Genomic DNA, 24,188 nt, shown 5'->3' on the forward strand with positions numbered 1-24,188 from the left:
CTTGGAGGCTTTCGGACGCCGGCCGCCCGAATATGCCGCGCCGTCAATCATGCGGCCGGCATCCGAAACCCTTCACACAAGCAGCCTTTCCATAATCCGGCCGCTTACGTCCGGTCGAGCCTGGAGAGCGGACATTGCTCACGCTCGGTCGCATGACCTTCCGTGCGGCAAGACCTGCTTGGACTTTCTTGCCGCTGCGAGTCAGCTTGGGTCTGGTCAGTTGAACCGCCCGCAGCATGTCCGACGGCACCTGCTCAGCGCCACCTCTGCTCCAATTTGCTCGCACTACGCCCTTGCACGCATGGTGATGCTCGTTGGCCGGTCGTATCCTTCATGCGCAGTCTCGGCCACCTTGGCGAAGCCCATGCGGCCGAACGCAGCATGATTGTCGATGAGCTCGATGCGGGTCTGTAGCTCGAGCATCGTCAAACCGAGCCGGAGGGCTTCGTCGCGGGCGGCTCGTACCAGTTGTCGACCGATGCCTGCCCCTTGCAGATCCGGACGAACGGCAAGCTTGCCGATATAAAGCGCCTCTCCCTTGGGTCGGACGAACACACAACCTGCCAGCTCGCCCGCGTGCTCCGCCAGAAGCAGCGCTCCCTTTGCAGCGTCATCCCGCATGGATTGCGGCGTGAGACGCGATGCCGATGATGGCGGATCAATGCGCCCATCCATGTAGGCGAACGCTTCGAGAATCAGCGCACGAACCTGCTCCCACCGGTCGAAATCGCTCGCGGCGCGGCGAACGGTGACGATGGGCCTGTCAGGACGTTCTGCGTTCATTCGGCTTCTCCAGGTCATCCTCGGCGACACTCTCGTTCCCGGTCTCAACTGCAGAGCGATCAGCAGCCTGAGCTTCGGCAGCGATCCGCACGAGCGCGCATCACCACCGCGAGCCCGTACTCGGGGGGACCGCGGCCCACGGTGAGGAGCAGCCGCCTCGGCGGCGATGGAACGTAGAGCGGCGCCTTGACGTTCGGCCGTCAGGCCCGCGGCGTGATGGGCCAGGCAGCCAGGGAAACGAACACGATGGCTGCGAAATCCTCGTGCGGTTTTTCATGCCAGTCATGCCTCACATTCGCACATGACATTGCGGTGCGAAACGGCTAAGCGGACCGCCCCCCGGACGGAAACGAGACGAGCATGGCGGCAGCGGCCCATTGTGGCATCGACTTCGGCACTTCGAACACCACCGTCGGCCTCAGCGATCGTGCCTCAGCCCAGCTCATCCCCCTGGAGGGCGAGCAGCGGACCTTGCCGAGCGCGATGTTCTTCGATTTCGAGGATCACGGCATCCAGTTCGGGCGCAACGCGATCGAGCGCTATCTGACCGGCCACGACGGCCGCTTCATGCGCGCGCTGAAGAGCATCCTCGGCACCGCGCTGATTCACGAGAAGACCTATATCCGGCAGAAGGCGGTGCCGTTTGCCGGCATCCTCGGCTTCTTCTTCGCGCATCTGAAGACGCAGATCGAGAAGAGGCTCGGCAGGGAGATCAACCAGGTCGTGCTCGGCCGTCCCGTCCGCTTCGTCGACAAGGATGATGCGGCCGACGCGGAAGCGCAGAGCGCGCTGGAGGGAATCGCGCGCGACCAGGGCTTCAAGCACATCGCGTTCCAATATGAGCCGATCGCCGCCGCGCTCGACTACGAGCAGCAGGTCGCGCACGAAGAGCTGGTGCTGATCGTCGACATCGGCGGCGGCACCTCGGATTTTTCGATCGTGCGCGTCTCGCCTGAGCGGCGCAGCAAGGCGCATCGCGAGGACGACATCCTCGCCAATGGCGGCATCCATATCGGCGGCACCGATTTCGACCGGCTGCTCAGTCTGAAGAGCGTGATGCCGCATCTCGGCTATGGCAGCCTGACCGCCGACGGCAAGCGCAATTTGCCGACGCTGTACTACCACGAGCTCGCCACTTGGCACCGCATCAACCAGCTCTACAAGAGAGGCGTGATCGGCGAGCTGCGCCAGATCCGCTACGAGGCCGAGCGGCGCGATCTGGTCGACCGCTTCATCAAGGTGGTGGAGGAGCATCGCGGCCATACGCTCGCGATCGGCGTCGAGCAGGCCAAGATCGCGCTGACAGCGGCGAAGTCGCTGATCTCGGTGCTGTCGGAGAAGGACGACTGGGCGCGCATCAAGTTCACGCGCAAGGATTTCGACCGCGCCATCGCCGATTCCGTCGAGCGCGTCGTCGGCACGGTGACGAAGCTGCTCGACGATGCCGGCGTCGAGGCCGCTGCCATCAACACCATCTTCCTCACCGGCGGCTCGAGCATGGTGCCGGCGCTGCGTCAGGCCATCCTGGCGCTGTTTCCGGCGGCGCGCATCGCCGAGACCGACCTGCTCGGCAGCGTCGGCATCGGGCTCGCGCTCGACGCGCGGCGCAAGTTCGGCTGACGCCAATTTCAGGAATGGCTCATTCGGGGGAGACCGTCGCGGCCGCCCGCGCCGGCTTCTTCGGTGCGTTCTGAAGCTGGGCGCGCGGCGCCGGGCGCGGCGCCGCCGATGTCGGGACGACGGCACGGACAGCGGCGGGCTTCGCGCGCACCGGACGGGCATCAGCCGCGCCGGTCCGCCCGGGATCGCCGCTGCGGATGATGCCCCAGGGTCCCGAATCCGCCCGAGGCGGCAGCGAATAGCCTGGCACGGTGCGACTCGTCCGCCGGGTCCGAGTCTGTTCTGCGCGCACCGGCGGTGCCGGGGCCTCGCCGACCGCGGGAGCAGCGACTGCGAGGGGCGCGGCGTCAATCGCAATGACCTCGGCCTTGGTGACGGCGGCGGGGGCCGGATCGAGGTCCACGGCAGGCCCGACCGGCGCCGGCGAGCCTGCGTCCGGAACGGCGTCCACGATCTGCCTTTCAGGTTGGACCGCAGCAGAAGGAGTGTCGGCCGGATCCGGCTCGTACAGGACCACGCCGGCCGTCTCGTCGGCCAGCCCGTGAAAAACATGGCTCGGCAGCAGAAACCCCGCCGCCGTCACGGCGACGGCCAGGCTTCGGCCAAGCGCGAGCTTCGTGGATGGGGGAACGGACATCGCGCCACCCGTCCGCCAAGCCAGGTCGACGCCGGCCACCGCAATGAACGCCGCAAGGCCGAGGCTGCCGCCGACCAGGGGCAGAACCGTCGAAGCCTGGACCAGAACCACGGTGAGCGTCAGCGCGGCCACGATCGGCTGCAACCGGCCTGACAGCCGCTGCGGCGAAGACATCCCGAGAAAACATCCGGCATAATAGGCATCGACGAGACAGCGTTCGTCGGACCAGAGCCCTCGCATGACCGCCATTCCGGCAAACGCCAGCGTGGCCGAGACGAAGGTGCGGGCTGCCCGCCCCGACTCTGCGACGTGCGGAAGCCGTTGCATGACCATGGTCAGGAACGTCCCGGCGAGACAGGCCGCAAGGATCGCGAGCGAGCCACCGAGCTCCTGGTCGAATTGATTCAGATGCCCCAGACGGAGCGATCCGCCTTGTCCGGCGAGCCACGGCCCGAGCGTGACGAATAGCAGCGATCCGATCGCAGCCAACACGCCGAGCCGACCACCATAGCCCTGCAACAGCACGACGCGCCGCCGGGTTTCGATCGCAGTGAAGATGCAGAACAGCAGGCCGCAGGATATCGACAGCAGATAGAGCGATGCCTCCTGTGGCAATCCGGTACGAGCGACGCTTTCGCTGAGCTGTCCGATCGGAGTCATGCCGCTGAAGCTGCCGCCATAGACCGAGGACGAAAACGTGGTCGCGGCGAGGTTGTCCGGAGACGCGACGACCAGGCCTGCGCACAGCACGACCGTCACCGCCGCCGAGGCGAGCGCGGGCGACAGGCCCAGCGCGTTCAGATGCAGCGTGGCAAGACAACCGAGAAAGGCGCCGGCGAAGGCCACGACAAGCGCAACAGGGAGATCAGAACGCCGCGGCTGAGGACGCGGCTGGAACAGGACCGGCAGGCCCGTCCGGTATGGCGCACCATCAAAGGCCTGCTGCATCTGCGAACCGCCCCCAAATGTGGATCGGCTCGGCCCTCACCTCCTCCTGACGCCGAACGACAGCCGCGATGCGGGCGAAAGACCCCACGTCGTTTGCGTCCTGACGTACGAGCAGAAGACAAGAGCCGGACGGGCCTGCATCATCCGCTAAGCACCGCTGTGTGCACGATGCAGTGAAAACATGGCAAAACGCGTGCGGAGGTATGGCCGAGTCGGGTTATGGCCGCAAAAATGCTCGCGGCCCGTCAGGGGCCCGCCAACGTCGACGGATCAGGTCGCCACTCCGGCACGGGCTGCTGCACCTCATGGCGGGCCATGATGTGCTGTCGGGTCGTCGCGTGCGGCACCACCCGTGTCTGTTGGCGCTTCAGCCGCGCAGCCAGGACGCCCGCCGGCCGACCATCGCGACCGATCCGCCGGGACGGCTCTGCAGACGCGGGCGACGCGGACTCCTGGGCCGGCTCACTCGAGGGCCGCAGGGCGAGCGGATTGGCGCCCTCCGGATTCAGGATCTGAAGCGGCAGATCCGGCGCTGTGTCAGCGGCCGAGGCCGGCTCGCCGAACGCCGCGCCATCGCGCCGATCCTCGTCGTGTAAGGGCATCGTGGTCCGCACCGGCGCGGCGGCTTTGTCCGCGTTCACGAACGGACCGTTGGGCTCCGCCACCGGCGGCTGAAACATCAGCTCGCTGGCGAGCAGCACCGCGAAAATGGCGAGTGTGGCGACGAGTCCCCGCGTCCAGGCGAGGACGGTCTGCCACGGCGATTCCCCTGCCTCGACGAACAGACGAACCGCAGCATCCACGAAGATGACCGAGACGAAGGCGATGTATCCGAGGCTGCCGCCGACGCTCGGCAGGATGGGACCGGTGAGGATCAACAGGCCCGTCAGCAGCACCGCCGCAGCCATCGCCTGCGGCAGGCTGCGCAGCCGCCGCGACGACGACATGCCGACGAAGCAACCGGCAGAATAGGCGTCGAGATCAGGGGCCCCGCTGGGCAGAAGCTGCAGCACCACGAGGCCGGCAAAGGCCACCGACGCCGCAACGAAGATGCGTACCGCGCGGCGCGACCCTGCCACGGGCGCCCAGCGCAAGGCGGCCATCGTCGCCAGCATGCCGACCGCGCACAACGCGAAGGTGAGCGCGGTGCTGCCGAGCCCCTGCTCCAGCACGCCGCGGCGCGCGATCGGAAACAGCTCGCCCTCGGTGCCGAGCAGCGGCGCGAGACCGACGAACAGGAACGAAGCGACCGCCGCCAGCGCGCCCAGTCGTCCGCCATAGCCGCGCGCGAGCCCGCCACGCAGCCACATGTCGAGCGCACAGCCCAGACAGAACACCAGTCCACAGAACAGCGAGAGCAGAACGAAGGCGGCGTCGAGCGGCAGGCCGGCGCGAATGACGCTTGCGTTCAACAGCGCCACCGGAGTCATGCCGACGAAGCTGCCGCCATAGGCCGACGAGAAGAACGTGCTCGGCACCAGATCCGCGGTCCGTGTCAGGATCAGCGAGGCGCACAGCAGCAAAGCCGCCGCCGCCGAGGCAATCAGCGGCGACAGCCCGGTTGCACTCAGATGCAGGGTCATCAGACAGCCGAGGAACGCGGCGATGAACGACGCCAGCGGCGGGCAGCCGAGCTGGAACAGCTCCGAGCCGTAGAACGGAACGGCACGGCCGAGCTGCCGATCGCGCCATGTGCGTGGATCGAAGCTCTGCTCCGCCTGCAGACGACGTAACTGACGATCCGCCGCTTTGCGCTTCATGTCCACGACACCCCGAATCGCGCCCGCCCAAGATCTGCGTGATGATCTCGCGGCAGACGAATGGTTGACGTTCGGGCGCAACCCTGAGCCCGAGCCGGCACAGTTTCCTGCGACGGTTGTACGCACGCTGCAGTCGCGCAGGTTGCGTGTGCCCGAATTCATGCACTGCAATGCAACGTTGTGGAAGTATCGGGCTCCAGCACGGGCGTGAAAGTTCCTGGCAACCTTAATGGCGACGCCCGATGCGCATTATCAGTGACATGCGGGTCGGGCGGCGGAGCAACCCCGGCTTGCGGACGAGCTTGGTAAACGACAACATGGCGTCATGCTCTCGCCCACGTTGCAGACCGCCCGTCTGATCCTGCGGCCGCTGTCGCTCGCCGATGCGCCGGCGATCCAGCGTGGGTTCGACAACTGGAACGTCATCCGCAACCTCGCAGCCGTCGTTCCGTGGCCCTATCCTCCCGACGGCGCCGAGACCTTCGTGAGGCTGCAGCTCGACAGGATCGCGGCCGGCGAGGAGCTGTATCAATGGGTGCTTGCGCTGCGCGACGGTGACGGCGAGGCCATCGGCAACATTCACTTCCGGCCGCGCATGGACTCGACGAAGGGCCATCGCGGCTTCTGGCTCGCCGAGCCCTATTGGAATCGCGGGCTGATGAGCGAGGCGGTCGCCGCCGTGAACGACTTCGCCTTCGGTCCGCTCGGCCTCGATCAGTTCACCGTCTGCAACGTCGCGAGCAACATCGCGTCACGGCGGGTCAAGCAGAAGACGGGCGCCGAGTTCGTCGGCTTCATCGAGGTCGCGCACCACAATGGCGAGACCCGCTCCGAGCAATGGATCGTGCGGCGCGAGACGTGGCTGCAACGCCAAGAAAAGCAACGCGCTCCCGCCTGAGATCGTCGGCGCTACGCGCTCGCCGTCACGTCAAGCACCGCCTGCGCAAACGCCTGCGGCGCCTCCTGCGGCAGGTTGTGGCCGATGCCGCCAGTGATCAGCCGGTGTTCGTAGCGGCCGGTGAACTTCCTGGCATAGGCTTCTGGCGCCGGATGCGGCGCGCCGTTGGCATCGCCCTCCATCGTGATGGTGGGGACGCTGATGTCAGGAAAGGTCGCGAGCTTCGCCTCCAGCGCATCGTATTTCGCCTCGCCCTGCGCGAGGCCGAGCCGCCAGCGATAATTGTGCACGACGATGTCGACGTGATCGGGATTATCGAAGGCGGCGGCGCTGCGCGCGAACGTGGCGTCGTCGAACGTCCATTTCGGCGAGGCCGTCTGCCAGATCAGCCTGGCGAAGTCGCGCCGGTTCTTGTCGTAGCCCTCGCGGCCGCGCTCGGTCGCGAAGTAGAACTGATACCACCATTGCAGCTCGGCGGCCGGCGGCAGCGGCATGCGGCCGGCCTGCTGGCTGCCGATCAGATAGCCGCTGACCGAGACCATCGCCTTGCACCGCTCCGGCCACAGCGCCGCGATGATGTTGGCGGTGCGCGCGCCCCAGTCGTAGCCGGCGAGGGTTGCGATCCTGATCGCAAGCGCGTCCATCAGCGCGACGATGTCGGCGGCGACGGCGACCGGCTGGCCGCTGCGCAACGCGGACGGCGACAGCAGCCGCGTCGTGCCGTAGCCGCGCAGATGCGGAATGATGACGCGATGGCCGAACGCGGCCAGCGCCGGCGCGACGTCGGCGAAGCTGTGGATGTCGTACGGCCAGCCGTGCAGCAGGATGATTACGGGCCCATCGGCTGGACCTGTCTCGACATAGCCGATGCTGACCTCGCCGGCCGTGACCTGCTTGATCGGTCCGAGCGACGTCCCCGCCCCTGGGGGGATCTCCGGCAGCTTCGACGCCGACTTGAAGCCCTGCGCCTGCCCTGCGCTGGAGCCGAGTTGAAGGGCCGCAACGGCGGTTCCGGCAAGGGTGAGGAAGCAGCGTCGGCTGGGGCGAAGAACGGTCGGCATGGCAGAGGCTCCTGGTTCCGATGTGCCGTTGTTGTGCGCCTTGCGCCCGCGCGGCGCTTGGAGGAGGCATTGATTTTTCCTTGAGGCCGGCTTGATTTTGCTGATCGCGTGACGCGAAGGTGAAGCCGGCGGCCAGGACGGTGCATGTGGTATATTGCTTCGACGATTTCGTGCTCGATCCCGACCGCCGCGAGCTGCGCCGCGGCGGCGGCCTGGTCGCGATGGAACCGCAGGTGTTCGACCTGCTCGCGTTCCTGATCAAGACGCGGGACCGCGTTGTCAGCCGAGACGACATCCTCGCCGAGGTGTGGGGCGGCCGCATCGTCTCCGAGGCGACGCTGGCGAGCCGCATCAGCGCGGCGCGCAGCGCGATCGGCGACAGCGGCGAGGCGCAGCGCCTCATCCGCACCATTCCTCGCAAGGGTGTCCGCTTCGTCGGCGAGGTCCGTGAGCAGGCCGAAGCGGTGCAGACGCCGGCGGTGTCGGCCGCGCCCGCGTTCGACGGCCCCGCCATCGCCGTGCTGCCGTTCACCAACATGAGCGGCGATCCGGAGCAGGACTATTTCGCCGATGGCATGGCCGAGGACATCATCACCGCGCTGTCCCGCTGCAGCGGCCTCGCCGTGATCGCCCGCAACTCCTCCTTCATATACAAGGGCAAGGCCGTCGATATTCGGGCGGTCGGACGCGAGCTCGGCGTCGGCTACGTTCTCGAAGGCAGCGTGCGCCGCGCAGGGTCCCGCCTGCGCATCAACGGGCAGCTGATCGATGCGGCGTCCGGCGCCCATCTATGGGCGGAGCGCTTCGACGGTCAGCTGGACGACGTGTTCGCGCTGCAGGACCGCATCACCGAAAGCATCGTGGCCGCGATCGAACCGACGCTCGAACTGGCGGAAGGCGAGCGGCGGCGGGCGACGCCGCCGCTGCATCCCGACGCCTACGACCTGCTGCTGCGCGCCGCCAGCCTGCGTGACGCCTTCACGCCCGACAGCCTCGCTGCGGCGATCGTCTGTCTGGACCAGGCGTTGGCGATCGATCCCGCCTGCGCACCCGCGATGGCGGCTTGGGCCTATTGCCAGGCGCTGCGCCACTTCCAGGGCTGGAGCGCGCCGGACGAGAACTATCGCACGGCTGCCGTGGCGCGGGCGTGGCAGGCGTGCGAGCATGCGCCCAGTGACGCGCAGGTGCTGTGGATGGCGGCCTTCGCGATCTGGAACATGGCCGAGGACATCGCCCCGGCACGAGAGCTGTTCCGCCGCTCGCTTGTGATCAACCCGAACTCGGCGATGGCGCTGACCTTGAGCGGTTGGATCGAGATCATGGCCGGACACACGGCTGCGGGACGCGCGATGATCGAACGGGCGCGGCGGCTGAACCCGCGCGATCCGCGGGGATGGTTCGCAGCCGGAGCGCTGGCGATCTGCGCGGTGGCGGAGGACGATCGCGCTGCCGCCATTCAATGGGCGGAGATCGCGCTGGCGCAGAACCGGCGTTTCGCCGTCGCGCTTCGCGTCCTGATCGTCGCCCTGGTCAGGAACGGAGAGATGGCGCGCGCCGGCGACGTCGCCCGTCAGCTTCTGAGCCTCGAACCGCATCTCACGGTGTCCGAGTTCCTCGAACGGATCCCATTTCCGGCCGGGACGCTCGCCACAACCTATGCGGAGGCGCTGCGCGCAGCCGGTGTGCCGCCATGATCCCGTTCGCGTGCAGTGGACCATGTTGCAACTGGAATTTTCGACATGAACGGCACAGCTGCGAAACTTGGCTCGACCTCGTTCATACTACCTTAGGTTCCATTCCGTAGTTTCGCGGACATCGTCCGGCGGTCCTGTCGTTGGACGGCGGAGGGAATTAATGAGGAAATTGCTTCTCAAATTTTACGAGGATGAATCGGGCGCAACCGCGATCGAGTACGGCCTGATTGCGGCCGGCATCGCCCTTGCGATCATCACCATACTCAACAAGCTCGGACTCACCCTGGAAGGCATCTTCACGACCCTGACCACGAAGCTGAACGGCGGCTGACCGATCGATTGTCTGCGATGGCGTTCTCAGGACTGGAGCAATCCGGTCGCCATGGTCGGACTGGCCGGGCCTCGCGCCCGGCCTTTGTCTTTTTAATGGGCCTCCATTCTTCGATGGAGCAGCGCCGCAACCGGCCTCTCAGTGCGTCGTGCTGCGTCCCGCCTCCTCGCAGGCGTTCATGCAGCGACGGCAGGACTCGGCGCAGATCCGGCAATGGGCATGCATCTTGGCGTGCTTCTCGCACTCCTCGGCACATCGCCGGCAAGCCGCCGCGCAGGCCTCGAGCATGCGACTGATCATCTCCTGGTCGGAGCCCGTACGCCGCGTGGCAAGCCGGCCGGTGACGTTGCAGACGTCGGCGCAATCGAGATTGAGCCGGATGCATTGCGTCAGCCTGGCGACGCTGTCCTCGCCGAGACAGGCGTCGGCGCAGGAGGTGCAGATCTGTGCGCAGGAGTAGCACTCCTCGATGCAGCGGACGAGTGCATCGTCGACTCGGCCGCGGACGTGCGGGTGGGTTTCGATCATCTGTTGAGCGTGCATGGGAGCTCCTGTCCGTTGGACCCCGCGAGCGACAATGAAGATCGGCTGCAAAGGTTCTTATCGCCGCGCCGTTCGGTGCGATGCCTGACCTGTTCCCCGTGGCGCGACCTCGACCGTCTTACGATCCGCGTGACGGAATTATCAGTCCACCTGCGTCACGGCTTCCAGCCTTTCACTCCTGCCTCATGCGTATCAGCGCCATTTCGCAGAACTGCCATCCGAAACCTGGCGCCGCGCGCGTATGGACGACCCGGTTCGGTTGAGGCACAACACCTCTCGTCACTGACGTCGGCGGCCCGAGCCGCAGACCAAGAACGGGCGCCCGAGCGAGGCGGCCGACGATGTGGAGGAATGGATGCTGATTCCGATGGCCGACGTGCCGCGCTGGTATGCGGAGCGCAAACCCAGGGATAGCGTCGCGGTCCGGCACGGCACCGATACGCTGACCTGGGAGCAGCTCGAGCGCCGCGCCAATGCGCGTGCGCGCGCCTTCGCGGCCAAGGGCGTGAAGCCCGGCGACTTCGTCGCGATCGGCCTGCCCAACGGCAATGCGCTGTTCGAGACCAGCTTCGCGGTGTGGAAATGCGGCGCGACGCCGACGTCGCTGTCGTGGCGGCTGCCGCGCGGCGAGGCCGCCGCGGTGCTCGAGATCCTCAAGCCGTCGCTGGTCGTCGGGGGCGAGGCCGACTGGAATGCACCGAACGCGCTGCCGGCCGATTTCATGCCCGACGGCTTTTCCGACGCGCCGCTCGCCGCGCCGGTGTCGCGCTATTGGAAAGCGATGACCTCGGGCGGCTCGACCGGACGGCCGAAGGTGATCCTCGATCACCAGCCGGCGGTGACCGACACCGCCGCCGAGCCGCCGCTCGGAATCCCCAGGGGCGCATCGCTGCTCAATCCCGGACCGCTCTATCACAACGCGCCGTTCATCGTGTCGCACTACGCGCTGTTCGCCGGCGGCAGCCTGACCGGGATGGTGAAGTTCGATGCCGAGGAGACGCTGCGGCTGATCCAGGCGCAGCGCATCCAGTGGGTCAACTTCGTGCCGACGATGATGCACCGGATCTGGGCGCTGCCGGAGGCGGTCCGCAACAGCTACGACATGTCGAGCCTGAAGATGGTGTTCCACATGGCCGCGCCGATGCCGCCATGGCTCAAGGAAAAATGGATCGAGTGGCTCGGGCCGGAGCGCGTCTACGAGCTCTATGGCGGCACCGAGCGCCAGGGTCGCACCGTCATCTCCGGCACCGAATGGCTTGAGCACAAGGGCTCGGTCGGCAAGATCGACGAGTCCTGCAAACTGCGCATCCTCGATCCCCAAGGCAACGACGTGCCGCCGGGCGAGAGCGGCGAGATCTACTTCCTGCCGGCCGATGGCGCCGGCAGCACCTATCACTACCTCGGCGCCGAGCCGAAGCGGCGCGCCGACGGCTGGGAGTCGCTCGGCGACATCGGCCGGCTCGATGCCGACGGCTACCTCTATCTCGGCGACCGCCTCGCCGACATGATCCTGCGCGGCGGCGCCAACATCTATCCGGCCGAGGTCGAGGCGGCGCTGATGGCGCATCCCGACATCCGCTCCTGCGTCGTGGTCGGCCTGCCCGACCCGGAACTCGGCCAGCGCGTGCATGCGATCGTCGAGATCGACCGGGCCAGGAACGCACAGGCTATTGTCGACGGCATGAGCGCGTTCCTCGCCGACCGGCTGAGCCGCTACAAGCACCCGGAGAGCTACGAGCTGGTCGACACCATGCTGCGCGACGATTCCGGCAAGGTGCGCCGCACCCTGCTGCGCGACGAGCGCGCGGAATGGATCAAGGATGGCCGCGACTTCCGTCTCGCACCCACCCGGGCACGACCGGCCGCAGACTGACCGCACGGAAATTTTTCGAACGTTTACGATGCCGGCGTAGACTCCGTCAGGGGAAGGAGAGTCCGCGCCATGATGTCGAGACGACGGTTTCTGGGCGCCGCAGCCACGGCCGCGGCGCTGCCCCTGGCGCGGATGCCGCGGGCGCGGGCCGAGCTGCGCACCATCCTCAACGACGCCAGCCGGCTCAACCCGACGCCGGTTGCGAAGCATGTGGTGATCCGCAAGCCCGCCACCGACGATCTGATCGCGCGGCTGCGCGCCGAGCTGAAGGAGGCTGCGGCCGCGAAACGTCCGGTGACCGCGGCCGTGGCCCGGCATTCGATGGGCGGCCAGAGCCTGCCGCGCGACGGCACGGCAATCACGCTCGACGGCGGCGCGATCGAGCTCGACACGGCGGCAAAGACCTATCGGACCGCGGCCGGCAACCGCTGGTGGGACGTGATCGCCGCGCTCGATCCCAAGGGCTTCTCGCCGGCCGTGATGCAGTCGAACAGCGATTTCGGCGTCGGCAGCACGTTCTGCGTCAATGCCCATGGCTGGCCGGTGCCGTACGGCCCGTTCGGCTCGACGGTGAAATCGATCCGCATGCTGCTCGCCGACGGCACCTTGGTGCAGTGCTCGCGCACGGAGAATGCCGAGTTGTTCGGGCTCGCGATGGGCGGCTATGGCCTGTTCGGCCTCATCGTCGATCTCGAGGTCGAGATGGTGCCGAACCTGCTGCTCGAGCCGCGCTTCGAGCGCATGGCGCCGGAGAAATTCGCCGAGCAGTTCACACGCAACATCGATGGCGACGCCAATGTGAAGATGGCCTATGGACGGATGTCAGTGTCGCGCAAGGCGTTCTTCGACGACGCCCTGCTCGTCACCTTCCGCCCCGCCCCCGATGCTCCGGCGACCCTGCCCGCGGCCGTGAGCTCCGGCAAGCTCACCGGCGTCGCCAACACGATCTATCGCGCCCAGACCGGATGGGAGGTCGCCAAGGGCCTGCGCTGGTTCATGGAGACCCGGCTCGGCCCCGCCATTTCCGACAGCCGCTACACCCGCAACTCGCTGATGGCCGAGCCGGTCGCCAATCTGGCGCAGAAGGACATGCACCGCACCGACATCCTGCACGAATATTTCGTGGCGCCGGAGCGCTTCGGCGAGTTCCTCACCGCCTGCCGCGAGATCATTCCCAAAGCGCGCGCCGAATTCCTCAACGTCACCCTGCGCTACGTCGCCGAGGACAAGACACCCGCGCTCACGATCGCGCCGGTGCGCCGGATCGCAGCCGTCATGTCGTTCTCGCAGGCGACCTCGCCCGAAGGCGAGATCGACATGCTGCGGACGACCGAAGCGCTGATCGACCGCATCACCGCGATTGGCGGCGCGTTCTATCTGCCCTATCGTCTGCATGCCCGCCGCGACCAGGTCGAGAAGGCCTATCCGGCGGCCGCGCGTTTCGTCGCCGCCAAGCGGCAGTATGATCCGAACCTCCTGTTCCGCAACGCGATGTGGGACGCCTATTTCGCATGAATACATCAGCAGCCGACGGCTTCGCACTGGACCGCTACCGCATCGCCGCGCTGGCGCTCGCCGTGGCGCTGTTGTTCGCGGCTGCCACCGACTACATCCCCGCCTTCATCGATGCACAGGGCCGCGTGTTCGGCCTGTTCCAGCTCGACATCTACAAGGATGCGCTGCATGTCGTCTCCGGCCTGTGGGCGCTGGCGGCGATGCTGACCCGCCGCAGCGCGGTGTTCTTCCTGCGCGTGTTCGGCTCGCTGTATTTCCTGGACGGCGTGATGGGCGTCTTCACCGGCTCGGGCTATCTCGACCTCTCGATCGTCATCGACGGCATCCGCGACACCTCGTGGCTGGTGAAGGTCCTCTCCAGCCTGCCGCATCTCGCGCTCGGCGCGATCGGCATCGCGGTCGGCTGGTCGCCGTGGCGTAGACAGGCTGCCGTCGCATGAGCCTGCGTCGCAAAGCGCTGTATCTTCTCGGCGTCGTCTTGGCAGCCACGGCGATAGGCATTGCCACCACCGTGATCAGCGTCGAGACGGTCTGCGTGGCCGACGTCCCGACCCCGGTGGTGAACTCCGACTTCGGCATCACCGATCCCGCCTATGCGAGGTCGCAGGGTGACAGCTTCCTGACCTTTCCTGAATGGTACATCGTCCACGCCTATGCCGACCTCGCTGCGGTGACCGGGCAGGCCTCGGAGTCCGACTTCCACTATCTATCGAGCGTCTCCGGCTTCTGGCGCAGCCTGTGCCGGGCCACGCGCCAGGCGGCCGGCTCCGGTCCCGCCACCTCGGAGCAGAAGCTGACGAACTACATCATCGGCTTCAGCTTCACCGCCGAGATGGCGTTGCAGGGCGCTTACGAGAAGAGCATCGGGGCGATCAGCTGGGAGACCACGGACGGCGTCAAGACGGCAGAGGACGTCTTCAACCTCGCTCTGCTGAAGGATTACGCGGCATTCCTGTATCAGACCCCCTGGTATCGCTATCCCTTCGTCGCCAAGCTCGATCAGTTCTGGCGCGAGACGCCCTTCGTGCCGTCGTTCCGCGCCGTGGAGCGGCGCGTCTCGCTCAGCCTGCAATATGCCGGGCGCGCCGCCTATGCGGCCGTCATCGGCTATGCGGCGGGCTACGATCCGGCCGTGCTGGCCATCCAGAGCGTCGTCACCGGCCTGCCTGCCGCCGAGCTTGCAGTCATGCCGGGCGTGAAGGTGATCCGTGAGGTCACGGACGCCAAAGGCATGAAGGGCGTGCTGGTGGAGACCGAGCGCTACGCCAAGTTCGATGCTTTCGCCAAGGAGCTCGGCCGTCATGACGGCGCCGCGCTCGGCGAGGTCGCGGGCAACCACCGCATCCTGGTCACGATCATGGTGCCTCCGGGCGACGGACGGCTGGCAGCTTTCGATGGGCTGCCTATATTCAGCGTCCCGATCCAGTCGCGTCCCGGTGCCCGCCGCATCGGCGTCGACGTACCGGTGCGGTCATTGGTTCAGGACATCGGCCGTTTCGAAGCCGCGGGATATACGTTCGAGCATGCCTACGACTATTGACCGGCCTCCCCCGTCCCGCGCCCTTCCCTTGAAGGGCGTGCTGGCCGTTGCCCTCGCCTGGTTTGCGGGCATGGCTGCCATGGCCCTGGTGATCAAGCCGGATGCGGTGGTCGTGTTCGGCCCGTCCGACCGTATGATCTCGGCGATCGTCGCCTCCGATGGAGCCTTGCTCGATGCCGGACGTTTCCACATCGCGGCCAGAACCGGAGCCTCGACTGTCGGCAGCCTGTATGCTGCCGGCGCGTGGCTGGTCTGGCCCCTGATCGGCAGGGGCTGCGGCCGCGGGTAGTCGGCACGGGCAGTTCCTCCCAGCGCCGGCGCGGGGCCCGCGGAACTGGCGCAGCCGCCCAAAGATGTTAAGCTCGCGTTCACGCTGTGGCCGTCACGCGACACGAAGCAGAAGCTTGGTCGATACATCCGGGCGTATCGACAGAGCAGGAGAACGAAATGCCTTCTTTGACCGAATGGAAAGTGCCCTCCGCCTTCCAGCCTCGCGCCGAAGACTATCAATACGATCTTGATCAAGCCCTGTCCTCGATCGTGGGCCTGCATGCCATCATTCCGTCCGACGCCTTCAGCGCGGAAACGCTCGGGACCGAGCGTGCCGGCAATGCCGTCGTCATCGACGACGGGCTGGTGCTGACCATCGGCTACCTGATCACCGAGGCCGAATCCGTCTGGCTGCACCCCAATGACGGACGCGTGGTCGAGGGCCATGTGCTCGGCTTCGACTTCACCACCGGCTTCGGGCTGGTGCAGGCGCTCGGGTCGCTCGACCTGCCCGCGCTGCCGCTCGGCTCGTCGGCGGCAACCAAGGTCGGCGATCACGTCGTGCTCGGCGGCGCCGGCGGACGGACGCGATCGGTCGCGAGCCAAATCATCGCCAAGCAGGAATTCGCCGGCTATTGGGAATATCTGCTGGACGAGGCGATCTTCACCCACCCCGCCCACCCGAATTGGGGCGGCACCGGCCTGCTCTCGGCCAAGGGCGAGCTGATCGGCATCGGGTCGCTCCAGCTGGAGCGCGAGCGCGACAGCAAGGACGAGCACGTCAACATGGTCGTGCCGATCGATCTGCTGAAGCCGATCATCGATGATCTCAGGCGCTTCGGTCGCGTCAACAAGCCGGCACGCCCCTGGCTCGGCATGTACGCGACCGAGGTCGACGATCGCGTCGTCGTGATCGGCGTCTCCGACAATGGCCCGGCCGCCCGCGCCGAGCTGAAGGCGGGCGACGTGATCCTCGGCATCAACGGCGACAAGGTGACGAGCCAGAGCGAGTTCTATCGCAAGCTCTGGGCGCTCGGCGCAGCCGGCGTCGACGTGCCGCTAACGGTGCACCATGAGGGCGTCACCTTCGACGTCACCATCGCCTCGACCGACCGCGCCAAGCTGCTCAAGGCGCCGCGGCTGCACTGAGGCGGCCGCGGGCCTGCGTTCACGCGTTGACGTGCCAGGCCGCGGCGATCTGGTCGTGCAGTTGCGCATCCGTCGGCAACTGTGATGCTACCGTGGGATCGAAGGCCGGATGCGCCTGGGCGTAGGTCGCCATCGCCTGCACGAGCTGCGACACCTGGGTATCGATCTCGAGACCGCCGGCCTTGATCTCCTGCAGCTGATACGAGCCGCCAAGGAACCAGTCGGCGACGGTGACCTGCTGATGGGTGCCGAGAATGTCGATCTCGAGATCGTTGCCCGATTTGACGAACCAGAAATTGTCGGCCGTGTAGGCCGTTCCGAAATCGAGCGTGCCGGTCGGCTTCGACAGCGAGGCGACGCCGTTGATGATGACGTCGTTGCCGTCGCCGGGCGCATAGACGTAGGTGGCGCCGACGCCGCCGACCAGGATGTTGTCGCCGGCCCCGCCCTTGAGCACGTCGCTGCCGCCGCCGCCGATCAGCAGGTCGTCATTGGCGGTACCCGCCAGCGTGTCGTTGCCGCCGCCGGCGATCAGCAGCGCACCGTCGGAGGCGGCAATGATCGCGCCGGGCACCGGATCGACCGCGACCGAGGTCGCGGCATCGCTCAGCGCCGCGCTGAGCCAGTCGAGATTGTCGGTCTTGCCGCCCCACAGCACGCCGATCGCCATGTCGATCAGGTTGGCGTCATCGCCCTCGAAGCTCGCAACCGCATCGATCAGCGCGAGCTTGCCGAGGATGTCCACCGTAGATCCGGTGTCGGTGTGCGACCACAGGTCGGACGACAGATCCGCAACCAGCAGGTTGTTGGCCGTATCCTGATAGAAAATGCCGTGCTCATGGCCGATCACGCCGGGCGTCGCCGTGACCTCGTCGTGGTTCTGCGCCAGCAGCGCCGAATATTCCACCACGATCTCGGCCAGCGCCTTCTCGACCCCGCCGTTCTTCAGGTAGGTCGCCGCGGTGTCGGCGCTGACGCTGTTGCCGAGCACGCCGCCGCTATTGAACAGGGCCTGAACGGCGCTGTTGCCGTAGCCGCTCGCATCGGTGACGGTCGAATAGGCGATCATGTCCTTCATCTTGTCGGACGGCGCGCCTTCGCCGCTCAAACCGGCCGTGGGAATGCCGACCGCCGAAGCGATCGCGTCATCCTCCAGCGGCGCCAGCAGCACAGCCGCCGCCTTCTTCCAATCCTGGGCACCGTTGTCGCTCGCCCACTGCATCATCGTCAGCAGCGCGATCGAGTGCAGGCTGACCGGATCCAGACCGAGATCTGCGCCCGCGCCGAGCACGGTCTTCTGCTCGGACGAGATGCCGATCGCAGCATCGGCGATGGCGAGCGCGCCGGCGACCGGTCCGAGCTGCAGCAGCGCCAGCGGCGCTTCCAGCACCGGCGCCGCTGCCCGCACATATTGCAGGATCTCGCCGGAAAGGGAGACCATGTGAATGTCGGAATAGCGGTCGACCGGGTGCGACGTCAGCGCGCCCCAGAAGCCGTGCAACTGGTCGTAACGGACTTCCGCCGCGAATTCGAACGGCATCGCGTCATACGCATAGGCCACCTTGTCGTTGAGCGCCGCGATGTAGCCGGCAAGTCCGCCACCGAGCGAATGTCCGGTCAGTGAGACGTTCGATGTCGCCCATGTCTTGTAGTAGGACTCCGCATCCGGGAACTGCGTCGGCCAGCCAGCCAGACCGGCGCCGCCGAGCCACGACGGCACGTCGGCGAGACTGTCGGTGCCGCGAAACGAAATGATCCGTGTCGATGGATCGCCCGCGAGCTGATAGGTCGCGGCCTCGAAATTGTCGGCGGTCGACGTCACGCTCGCCGCCACCAGCTCATAGCTCCCGATACGGTTGAAATTGACCACGAGCGTCGGGTTGACGCCTCTGTTGTAGACGTCCATGGCGAGCACCGCGTTGATCAACGCGGCCGACGGCGACTTGGTCATGATGCGAATCCCCCCTCGGCAACCGATCGGCAGTTTTGACCCAAGGCGGTGATCCATGAGGAACCCTCCGCTGCGCCGTCGGCTCTCACCAAGTGCGACATCGCGCCCGAATTTTGTCAATCAACTATCGTCTGCGCGTGTATTCGCGCGCGACTCACCTGTCACGCGCGACGGCAACGTCCGCACCATGTTGACTTGCGGGAGCCGCATCGCGAGATTGCGGCTTCGCGGAGCGAACACGCGTTCGGAAAATGGTCATTGCCCGGACGGCCGATTTTGCGTTGCATGACAGCGCTCGCCGGCAAACAGACGAGACGGCCAGACCCGCGGTTCGCGTATCAAGGAGACCTGCATGACGGATGCCGTGGTGGATGACATTCTCATCGTGTTGCCGCCACTGCTGCAGACGCTCGAAGCCCTGTCCTACGTCGCGCGCTACCTGAATCCGCCGGATTTCGATCGCGTGATGGCTGATGTCGGCGATCCGGAGCAGGCGCTGCACACGGCGCGGATTCATCTCACGTCGTGGCCGGCGGACTTCGCCCATATCCGTATCGCCTTCGACACCGCAGCGGACGCCGCGCTGATGTCGTTTGCCGGCCTGCGCGCCGTTCAGCGCGGCGAGGGCGACCTGGTCGACGTGTTCAGGGCCCTGCGTCAATTGCCGCGCGCGCTCGAGGCGCTGTTTCCGCTCGCCGCGACGCTGCCGCCGCTGAGCGAATTCTTCCTCGATCCCGCCGTCGACGGCGACGACGGGCTGCGCCGGTTGCTGGCCACGTCCTCTGCAGGCAAGGACGCCGTATTTCACGACCATAACGAGATCGGCAATCGCGGCGGCTTTTCGCTGTATGTGCCGGAATACTACACGGCGGACCGGGCCTGGCCGCTGGTCATGGCGCTGCATGGCGGCAGCGGCAACGGCCGCGACTTCCTCTGGAGCTGGCTGCGGGCCGCGCGCAGCCTCGGCGCCATCCTGGTTGCCCCCACCGCGGCCGGACCGACCTGGGCGCTGATGGGCGACGACGCTGATACGCCGAACCTGCTGCGCATTCTCGACCTCGTCCGCAGCCGCGTCGCGATCGATCCCACCCGCATGCTGCTGACCGGGATGAGCGACGGCGGCACGTTCTGCTACGTCAGCGGACTGGCCGCAGGCTCGCCGTTCACGCACCTTGCGCCGGTGGCCGCGACGTTCCATCCGCTGATGGCTGAGATCGCCGACCGCGACCGTCTGCGCGGGCTGCCGATCCAGATCGTGCACGGCCGGCTCGACTGGATGTTCCCGGTCGAGATCGCGCGGCATACCGCCAACGCCCTGGCCAAGGCGGGCGCCGATGTCGCCTATCGCGAGATCGATGATCTCAGCCATTGCTATCCGCGCGAGGCCAATGTCGAGCTGCTGCGCTGGCTGATGCGCTGAGCCAGCGTCTCCCGACGACATGGCTGATCGGTAATGCCGCCGACACAATGTCGGCGGATTTTGTCCGCACTGGTTCTGCTCGGCCATACAGCGGGGGCGCTGCATACGGGCGGCCATGAGGCCGCCGAAGGTCCGCTCATGCCCTCGCCGCTGATGCCCTCGTCTCCTGCGTCCGTCGCGCAAGTCTCCTCCGCCCGCTCCTCCACCTCCGTCGTGCTCGCCAATGGCGTCAGCCGTCTCGAAGTGACGCTGAAGCTCACGACCGCGATCCTGGCGCTGGCCGCCGGCGTCTACACCTATCTCGGCGTCCGCGAATTGCTCAACGGCAGTCCGACCACGGTGTTCTTTGCGGCGGTCATCTACTCGGTCGCGGTCTCGGTCGGCATCTACGCCTTCTGGGTGTTCATGATGCAGTTCATGCCGCACGTCACCAGCACGATCGGGCGCTTGATGATGGCCGGCTGCATGTTGCTGGGCTCGCTGATGATCGTCGCGATGTCGTCCTGGCTGAATGCCTCGGCGCTGGCCGGCGCCGCCGCGATCCAGCAGCATCTTGCGATCACCGTGCAGAACTACACGCGCGACCTCGACCGGGCCAACAGCCAGGCCATCGCTGCGCAAAGCCTGCTGCCCGACATCCAGCTCGCCTCCTCCCGCTTCGCCAAGCTGGCGGACGCCGAACGCGCGGGCTCGCTCACCGGCACCTCCGGATCGGGCACCGTGGTCCAGCTTCTCGCGCAGATGTCGACGCAGCTCGACGGACTGGGCCAGCAGGTCCAGGAGTCGGGCAAGCGCGTCTCCGCTCTCTATGAGCAGGGCGGCAAGAGCCTCACCAGGATGCGCGAGCTGATCTCCGACCGCGGCCCGATCGCAACGCGCAGCGATGCCTTCGCCACGGAGTCGCTCAACCTGATGGGCGTGATCGCCAATCTGCAGCAGACCTCGGTGGCCCCTGCGGTGAAGCGCGCCGCGACGTCGCTGTCGGCCGGATTCATCGCGCCTGCCCCGGGCGGACGCAGCGGCGACCTGGCCGAGCGCCAGACCGCCGTCGTCGGCAAGGTGGAGGGCGCGATCGCCACGCAGGCCGCCTCGCTCGCCGACGCCGCCGACAAGATCCTGGCGCTGCCGCGGATCGAGCCGACCCGGTTCCAGACGCTGTCGCCCGCCGAAGCAGTGCTGCGCTACGCCGGCGACTTCATCCCGAGCTGGGCGGGCGCGATCTCGATCGACCTGATGCCGGCGGTGCTGGTGCTGATCCTCTGCGTCGTCCATGCCGCCATCCGCCGTGAGGGCCTGCCCGCCGTGAGCGCCTCCAGCCTGACGGCCAGCGATCTCGTCACCGCATTGCAGATCGCGCGCGAGGTCGAGGATGCCAGGCGGGCGGCCGAGCGACGGCCTGCCGAAACGCCTGCTGAGCAGCCTTCCGCGCCAGCCATCGAGCCGGCGCCGGCCGCGGCGGATGAGAACGTGACGTCGCTGTCGTCGGCTCGGCTTGGAAAGTAGTCCCGTGGCTTCGGCGCTGAACCGACGCGTCCATGCCTGGCTCGCGGACAATCCCGATGAGAGCATTCTGCGTTGGGTCTTCCGCAGCATCCTCGTCGTCACCGCCGCAGTTCTCGCGGCGGACCTGCTCGAGCTGAATGCTCCGCAGGTGCCATCGGATGCAGCCCCGTCTCAGCTCGACATTCGGCGCGACGCGCCAGACATGCCGGCCGAATCACCATCGGTGCTGGCGCCCCTGATGAAGCGGCTGATGCCGCTGCCCCAGGGGGATCGTGCCTTGCAGCAGCCTGTTCAGTTCGAGCTGCGCAGCGGCGGCCGGCTGTTCGCGACCGGCACGATCACGCCCGGCAGCGCGCGCAGCTTCGCGGACGCAGTCGAACGTCATGGCGAATATATCCGGACGATCGTGCTGAACTCGCCCGGCGGCTCCGTCGCCGACGCGCTGGCGATGGGGCGACTGATCCGCGCGCGGAAATTCACAACCGAAGTGGAGGCGGGAAAATATTGCGCGTCGTCGTGCCCGCTGGTGTTCGCCGGCGGTGTCGAGCGCCGGGCCGGCGAGCGGGCAATCATCGGCGTGCATCAGATCGCCGCAGTCCCCGCGTCCGGGACCACCGTGAGGTCCGGCGACGACATGAGCCTTGCGCAGAACATCTCGGCGCGATGCCAGCGCCACCTCGCCGCGATGGGCATCGATCTGAAGGTCTGGGTGCATGCGATGGAGACGCCGCATGACCAGCTGTTCACGTTCAAGCCCGACGAGATGAAAGCCCTCAATCTCGTCACCTCGCTGCCGGAATCGCGGCCTGAAAAATCGCGCAGTTAGGATGTTCTGATCGCGGTGGACCGGGACCGCGGCGAGCGCGGAACCAAGTTTCGACCGCGGCGTTGTTGGCCGTCACACTGGAGAACATGACATGCGGACATTCGTGGGAATGATCCTGGGGGCCCTCATCCTGGGTTTGGGCGTCTACATCCATGATTCGATGCAGACCTCGGAGGTCGCCAACGGACCGAGCGCGCAGTCGCGCCGGACCATCGTGAACTGGGACGTCGCGGCGGACAGCTGGAATTCGCTCAAGACCCGCGCGCATGACGACTGGGTTCGCATCTCGTCGAAGTAACGCGCAAGACGCTTCGTTTTCAGGGCGCCTCGGCTTCGGTCGAGGCGCCTTTGCTTTGCCAGCTAGTTGGCCGCCTTATTTGGCCGCCTTGGCCTTGCGCGCGTCGGCGATGACCTGCTCGAACTGCGCCATGGTCAGCACGCCGGGCACCCTGAACTTGCCGACGATGAAGGACGGCGTGCCGCGGAAACGCAATCCCCGCGCCTGCTTGTCGTTGCGCGCCAGCATGGCGTCGATGGCCTTCGCGTTGGCTGCGAGGTCGCGCTTGGCGCGGTCGATATCAACGCCGGCTTCAGCGAGCAGCTCGTCGATGCGCGGCTCGGTGAGCTTCGAACTGACGCCGATCAGCGCGTCATGCGCCCTGGCGTATTTGTCCTGATATTTGCAGGCCAGCGCCATCCGCGCAGCAACCACCGAAGTCGGCCCGAGGATCGGCCACTCCTTGAGAACCCAGCGCACCTTGCCATCATCATGGATGACCTGCTGCAGCTCGGGATCGAGCTTGCGGCAATACGGGCAATTGTAGTCGAACCATTCGACGATCGCGATGTCGCCCGCGGCATTGCCGAGCACCGGCGCATCGGGATCGCGCAGCACCGCGCCCTCGTCGGGCTCATCGGCATCCTCGGCGCGACTGTCGCGGGGCCACAAGGACAGCGCCGCGGCTGCGCCAAGAAGCGTCAACACGTCACGCCGGCTGCTGGCGGAGATGATAGCAGTCGAGGGGACGCGCTTCATTGAGGTCAGCTCCAGATATGCAGCAGGCTGCGTGTCAGCATGTACAGCGCCACCACCGCGATCACGACCGAAAACACCACGTTCAATGCGCCGCGCCGTTCGGAGAGATGGCGCGCCAGGCGCGTGCCGGCAAGGCCACCCGCGATCCCGCCGGCGATGAACAGTCCGGCGAGATCCCAGGCGACGAGCCCGGACCAGGCATAGCTCGCCGCGGTGGTGAGTCCGAAGGTCGTCACCGCGACCAGCGACGAGCTGACCGCATTCATGATCGGCATGCCCGTCGCAGCCATCAGCGCCGGCACGATCAGGAAGCCGCCGCCGATGCCGAAGAAACCGGACAGCGTGCCGGTGCCCAGGCCGAAGCCGACGATCGCCGGGACGTTGGCCATGCTCATCTTCACATCGGGGGTGCCGATGCGGGCGCGCGTCTTCAGCATCAGCATGGCGATGACCATCATCACCAGCGCGAACAGCGCCAGCAGCTTCTGGCCGTCGACCATCTTGCCGAGCAGCGAGCCGGTGAAGGCGCCGACGATTCCCGCCGTTGCGAACAGCGCCGCGATCGGCCAGATCACGGTGCCGCCGCGCGCATGATTGGCGAGATTGATGGCAGCGTTGGTCGCGACCGCGATCGCGCTCGAGCCGATCGCGATGTGCGGCTCGGGCACGCCGACGACATAGACCATCAGCGGCACCGCCAGCACCGAGCCGCCGCCGCCGACGAGGCCGAGCGAGAACCCGACCATCGCGCCGCAAACCAGGCCGAGCACACCTTGGACAGCAGAGATCATGGCGAGAGCAGGGTCATTTCCCGCACCGGAAGGCAAGCC

Annotated in this window: 22 protein-coding genes; 14 read left to right on the plus strand and 8 right to left on the minus strand. The window is 66.8% G+C overall.

Annotated elements, in window-relative coordinates; genetic code table 11:
- Window positions 1-285: 285 nt before the first annotated feature.
- Window positions 286-783, minus strand: coding sequence for a GNAT family N-acetyltransferase (locus tag QW845_RS26870; protein ID WP_315804536.1), 498 nt, complete (start codon window positions 781-783; stop codon window positions 286-288).
- A gap of 360 nt (window positions 784-1,143) precedes the next feature.
- Between QW845_RS26870 and QW845_RS26875 the strand changes: the two genes are divergently transcribed.
- Window positions 1,144-2,403: an Hsp70 family protein gene (locus QW845_RS26875; RefSeq protein WP_315804537.1), complete on the plus strand. Its 1,260-nt coding sequence runs from the start codon at window positions 1,144-1,146 to the stop codon at window positions 2,401-2,403.
- A gap of 19 nt (window positions 2,404-2,422) precedes the next feature.
- Here QW845_RS26875 and QW845_RS26880 read toward each other — a convergent pair whose 3' ends face one another.
- A complete protein-coding gene (locus QW845_RS26880; RefSeq protein ID WP_315804538.1) occupies window positions 2,423-3,988 on the minus strand; it encodes a hypothetical protein in 1,566 nt (521 codons plus the stop codon).
- 245 nt (window positions 3,989-4,233) lie between these two features.
- Window positions 4,234-5,748: a hypothetical protein gene (locus tag QW845_RS26885; protein WP_315804539.1), complete on the minus strand. Its 1,515-nt coding sequence runs from the start codon at window positions 5,746-5,748 to the stop codon at window positions 4,234-4,236.
- A gap of 325 nt (window positions 5,749-6,073) precedes the next feature.
- Here QW845_RS26885 and QW845_RS26890 point away from each other — a divergent pair, with 325 nt between their 5' ends.
- Complete coding sequence (locus QW845_RS26890; protein WP_315804540.1) at window positions 6,074-6,646, plus strand: GNAT family N-acetyltransferase; 573 nt, start codon at window positions 6,074-6,076, stop codon at window positions 6,644-6,646.
- Between the two features lie 11 nt (window positions 6,647-6,657).
- Here the strand turns inward: QW845_RS26890 and QW845_RS26895 are convergent, their stop codons facing one another.
- Complete coding sequence (locus tag QW845_RS26895) at window positions 6,658-7,707, minus strand: alpha/beta hydrolase (protein WP_315804541.1); 1,050 nt, start codon at window positions 7,705-7,707, stop codon at window positions 6,658-6,660.
- A 146-nt stretch (window positions 7,708-7,853) separates the two neighbouring features.
- On the opposite strand from QW845_RS26895, the gene QW845_RS26900 reads away from it, so the two are divergent.
- Together QW845_RS26900 and QW845_RS26905 are read left to right on the plus strand one after the other, a co-directional pair.
- Window positions 7,854-9,401: a winged helix-turn-helix domain-containing protein gene (locus QW845_RS26900; RefSeq protein WP_315804542.1), complete on the plus strand. Its 1,548-nt coding sequence runs from the start codon at window positions 7,854-7,856 to the stop codon at window positions 9,399-9,401.
- A gap of 160 nt (window positions 9,402-9,561) precedes the next feature.
- Window positions 9,562-9,732 (plus strand): Flp family type IVb pilin, encoded by a 171-nt coding sequence (locus QW845_RS26905; RefSeq protein ID WP_315736183.1) that lies wholly within the window; start codon window positions 9,562-9,564, stop codon window positions 9,730-9,732.
- Between the two features lie 138 nt (window positions 9,733-9,870).
- Here QW845_RS26905 and QW845_RS26910 read toward each other — a convergent pair whose 3' ends face one another.
- Entirely contained in the window at window positions 9,871-10,275 is a 405-nt protein-coding gene (locus tag QW845_RS26910) for a four-helix bundle copper-binding protein (RefSeq protein WP_315804543.1), read from the minus strand.
- A gap of 355 nt (window positions 10,276-10,630) precedes the next feature.
- Here QW845_RS26910 and QW845_RS26915 point away from each other — a divergent pair, with 355 nt between their 5' ends.
- From QW845_RS26915 to QW845_RS26940, 6 genes are all read left to right on the plus strand, one after another.
- Window positions 10,631-12,148, plus strand: coding sequence for an AMP-binding protein (locus QW845_RS26915; RefSeq protein WP_315804544.1), 1,518 nt, complete (start codon window positions 10,631-10,633; stop codon window positions 12,146-12,148).
- A 69-nt stretch (window positions 12,149-12,217) separates the two neighbouring features.
- On the plus strand, window positions 12,218-13,663 hold the full coding sequence (locus QW845_RS26920) for an FAD-binding oxidoreductase (RefSeq protein WP_315804545.1): 1,446 nt from the start codon (window positions 12,218-12,220) through the stop codon (window positions 13,661-13,663).
- Entirely contained in the window at window positions 13,660-14,103 is a 444-nt protein-coding gene (locus QW845_RS26925) for a DUF4383 domain-containing protein (RefSeq protein WP_315804546.1), read from the plus strand. The genes QW845_RS26920 and QW845_RS26925 overlap by 4 nt, the downstream gene beginning before the upstream one ends.
- A complete protein-coding gene (locus QW845_RS26930) occupies window positions 14,100-15,203 on the plus strand; it encodes a hypothetical protein (RefSeq protein WP_315804547.1) in 1,104 nt (367 codons plus the stop codon). Before QW845_RS26925 ends, QW845_RS26930 begins: the two co-directional genes overlap by 4 nt.
- On the plus strand, window positions 15,187-15,492 hold the full coding sequence (locus tag QW845_RS26935; RefSeq protein ID WP_315804548.1) for a hypothetical protein: 306 nt from the start codon (window positions 15,187-15,189) through the stop codon (window positions 15,490-15,492). The genes QW845_RS26930 and QW845_RS26935 overlap by 17 nt, the downstream gene beginning before the upstream one ends.
- 158 nt (window positions 15,493-15,650) lie before the next feature.
- Window positions 15,651-16,622 carry a S1C family serine protease gene (locus QW845_RS26940; protein ID WP_315804549.1) on the plus strand — a complete coding sequence of 324 codons (972 nt, stop codon included), beginning with the start codon at window positions 15,651-15,653 and terminating at the stop codon, window positions 16,620-16,622.
- Between the two features lie 19 nt (window positions 16,623-16,641).
- Here the strand turns inward: QW845_RS26940 and QW845_RS26945 are convergent, their stop codons facing one another.
- Entirely contained in the window at window positions 16,642-18,573 is a 1,932-nt protein-coding gene (locus QW845_RS26945) for a calcium-binding protein (RefSeq protein WP_315804550.1), read from the minus strand.
- Between the two features lie 352 nt (window positions 18,574-18,925).
- Here QW845_RS26945 and QW845_RS26950 point away from each other — a divergent pair, with 352 nt between their 5' ends.
- From QW845_RS26950 to QW845_RS26965, 4 genes are all read left to right on the plus strand, one after another.
- Window positions 18,926-19,993 (plus strand): phospholipase, encoded by a 1,068-nt coding sequence (locus tag QW845_RS26950; protein WP_315804551.1) that lies wholly within the window; start codon window positions 18,926-18,928, stop codon window positions 19,991-19,993.
- 138 nt (window positions 19,994-20,131) lie between these two features.
- A complete protein-coding gene (locus QW845_RS26955; protein ID WP_409997972.1) occupies window positions 20,132-21,496 on the plus strand; it encodes a hypothetical protein in 1,365 nt (454 codons plus the stop codon).
- Window positions 21,497-21,500: 4 nt separating this feature from the next.
- Complete coding sequence (locus QW845_RS26960) at window positions 21,501-22,322, plus strand: hypothetical protein (RefSeq protein WP_315804552.1); 822 nt, start codon at window positions 21,501-21,503, stop codon at window positions 22,320-22,322.
- 91 nt (window positions 22,323-22,413) lie between these two features.
- A complete protein-coding gene (locus tag QW845_RS26965; RefSeq protein ID WP_315804553.1) occupies window positions 22,414-22,620 on the plus strand; it encodes a hypothetical protein in 207 nt (68 codons plus the stop codon).
- 75 nt (window positions 22,621-22,695) lie between these two features.
- On the opposite strand, the gene QW845_RS26970 is transcribed toward QW845_RS26965, so the two are convergent.
- Together QW845_RS26970 and QW845_RS26975 are read right to left on the minus strand one after the other, a co-directional pair.
- Window positions 22,696-23,358 carry a DsbA family protein gene (locus tag QW845_RS26970; RefSeq protein ID WP_315804554.1) on the minus strand — a complete coding sequence of 221 codons (663 nt, stop codon included), beginning with the start codon at window positions 23,356-23,358 and terminating at the stop codon, window positions 22,696-22,698.
- Between the two features lie 5 nt (window positions 23,359-23,363).
- The gene (locus tag QW845_RS26975) at window positions 23,364-24,149 is read right to left on the minus strand and encodes a sulfite exporter TauE/SafE family protein (RefSeq protein ID WP_315804555.1); all 786 of its coding nucleotides are present in this window, start codon (window positions 24,147-24,149) and stop codon (window positions 23,364-23,366) included.
- Window positions 24,150-24,188 lie beyond the last annotated feature (39 nt).

The organism is Bradyrhizobium sp. SZCCHNS3002 (assembly GCF_032377435.1).
Lineage (GTDB): Bacteria > Pseudomonadota > Alphaproteobacteria > Rhizobiales > Xanthobacteraceae > Bradyrhizobium.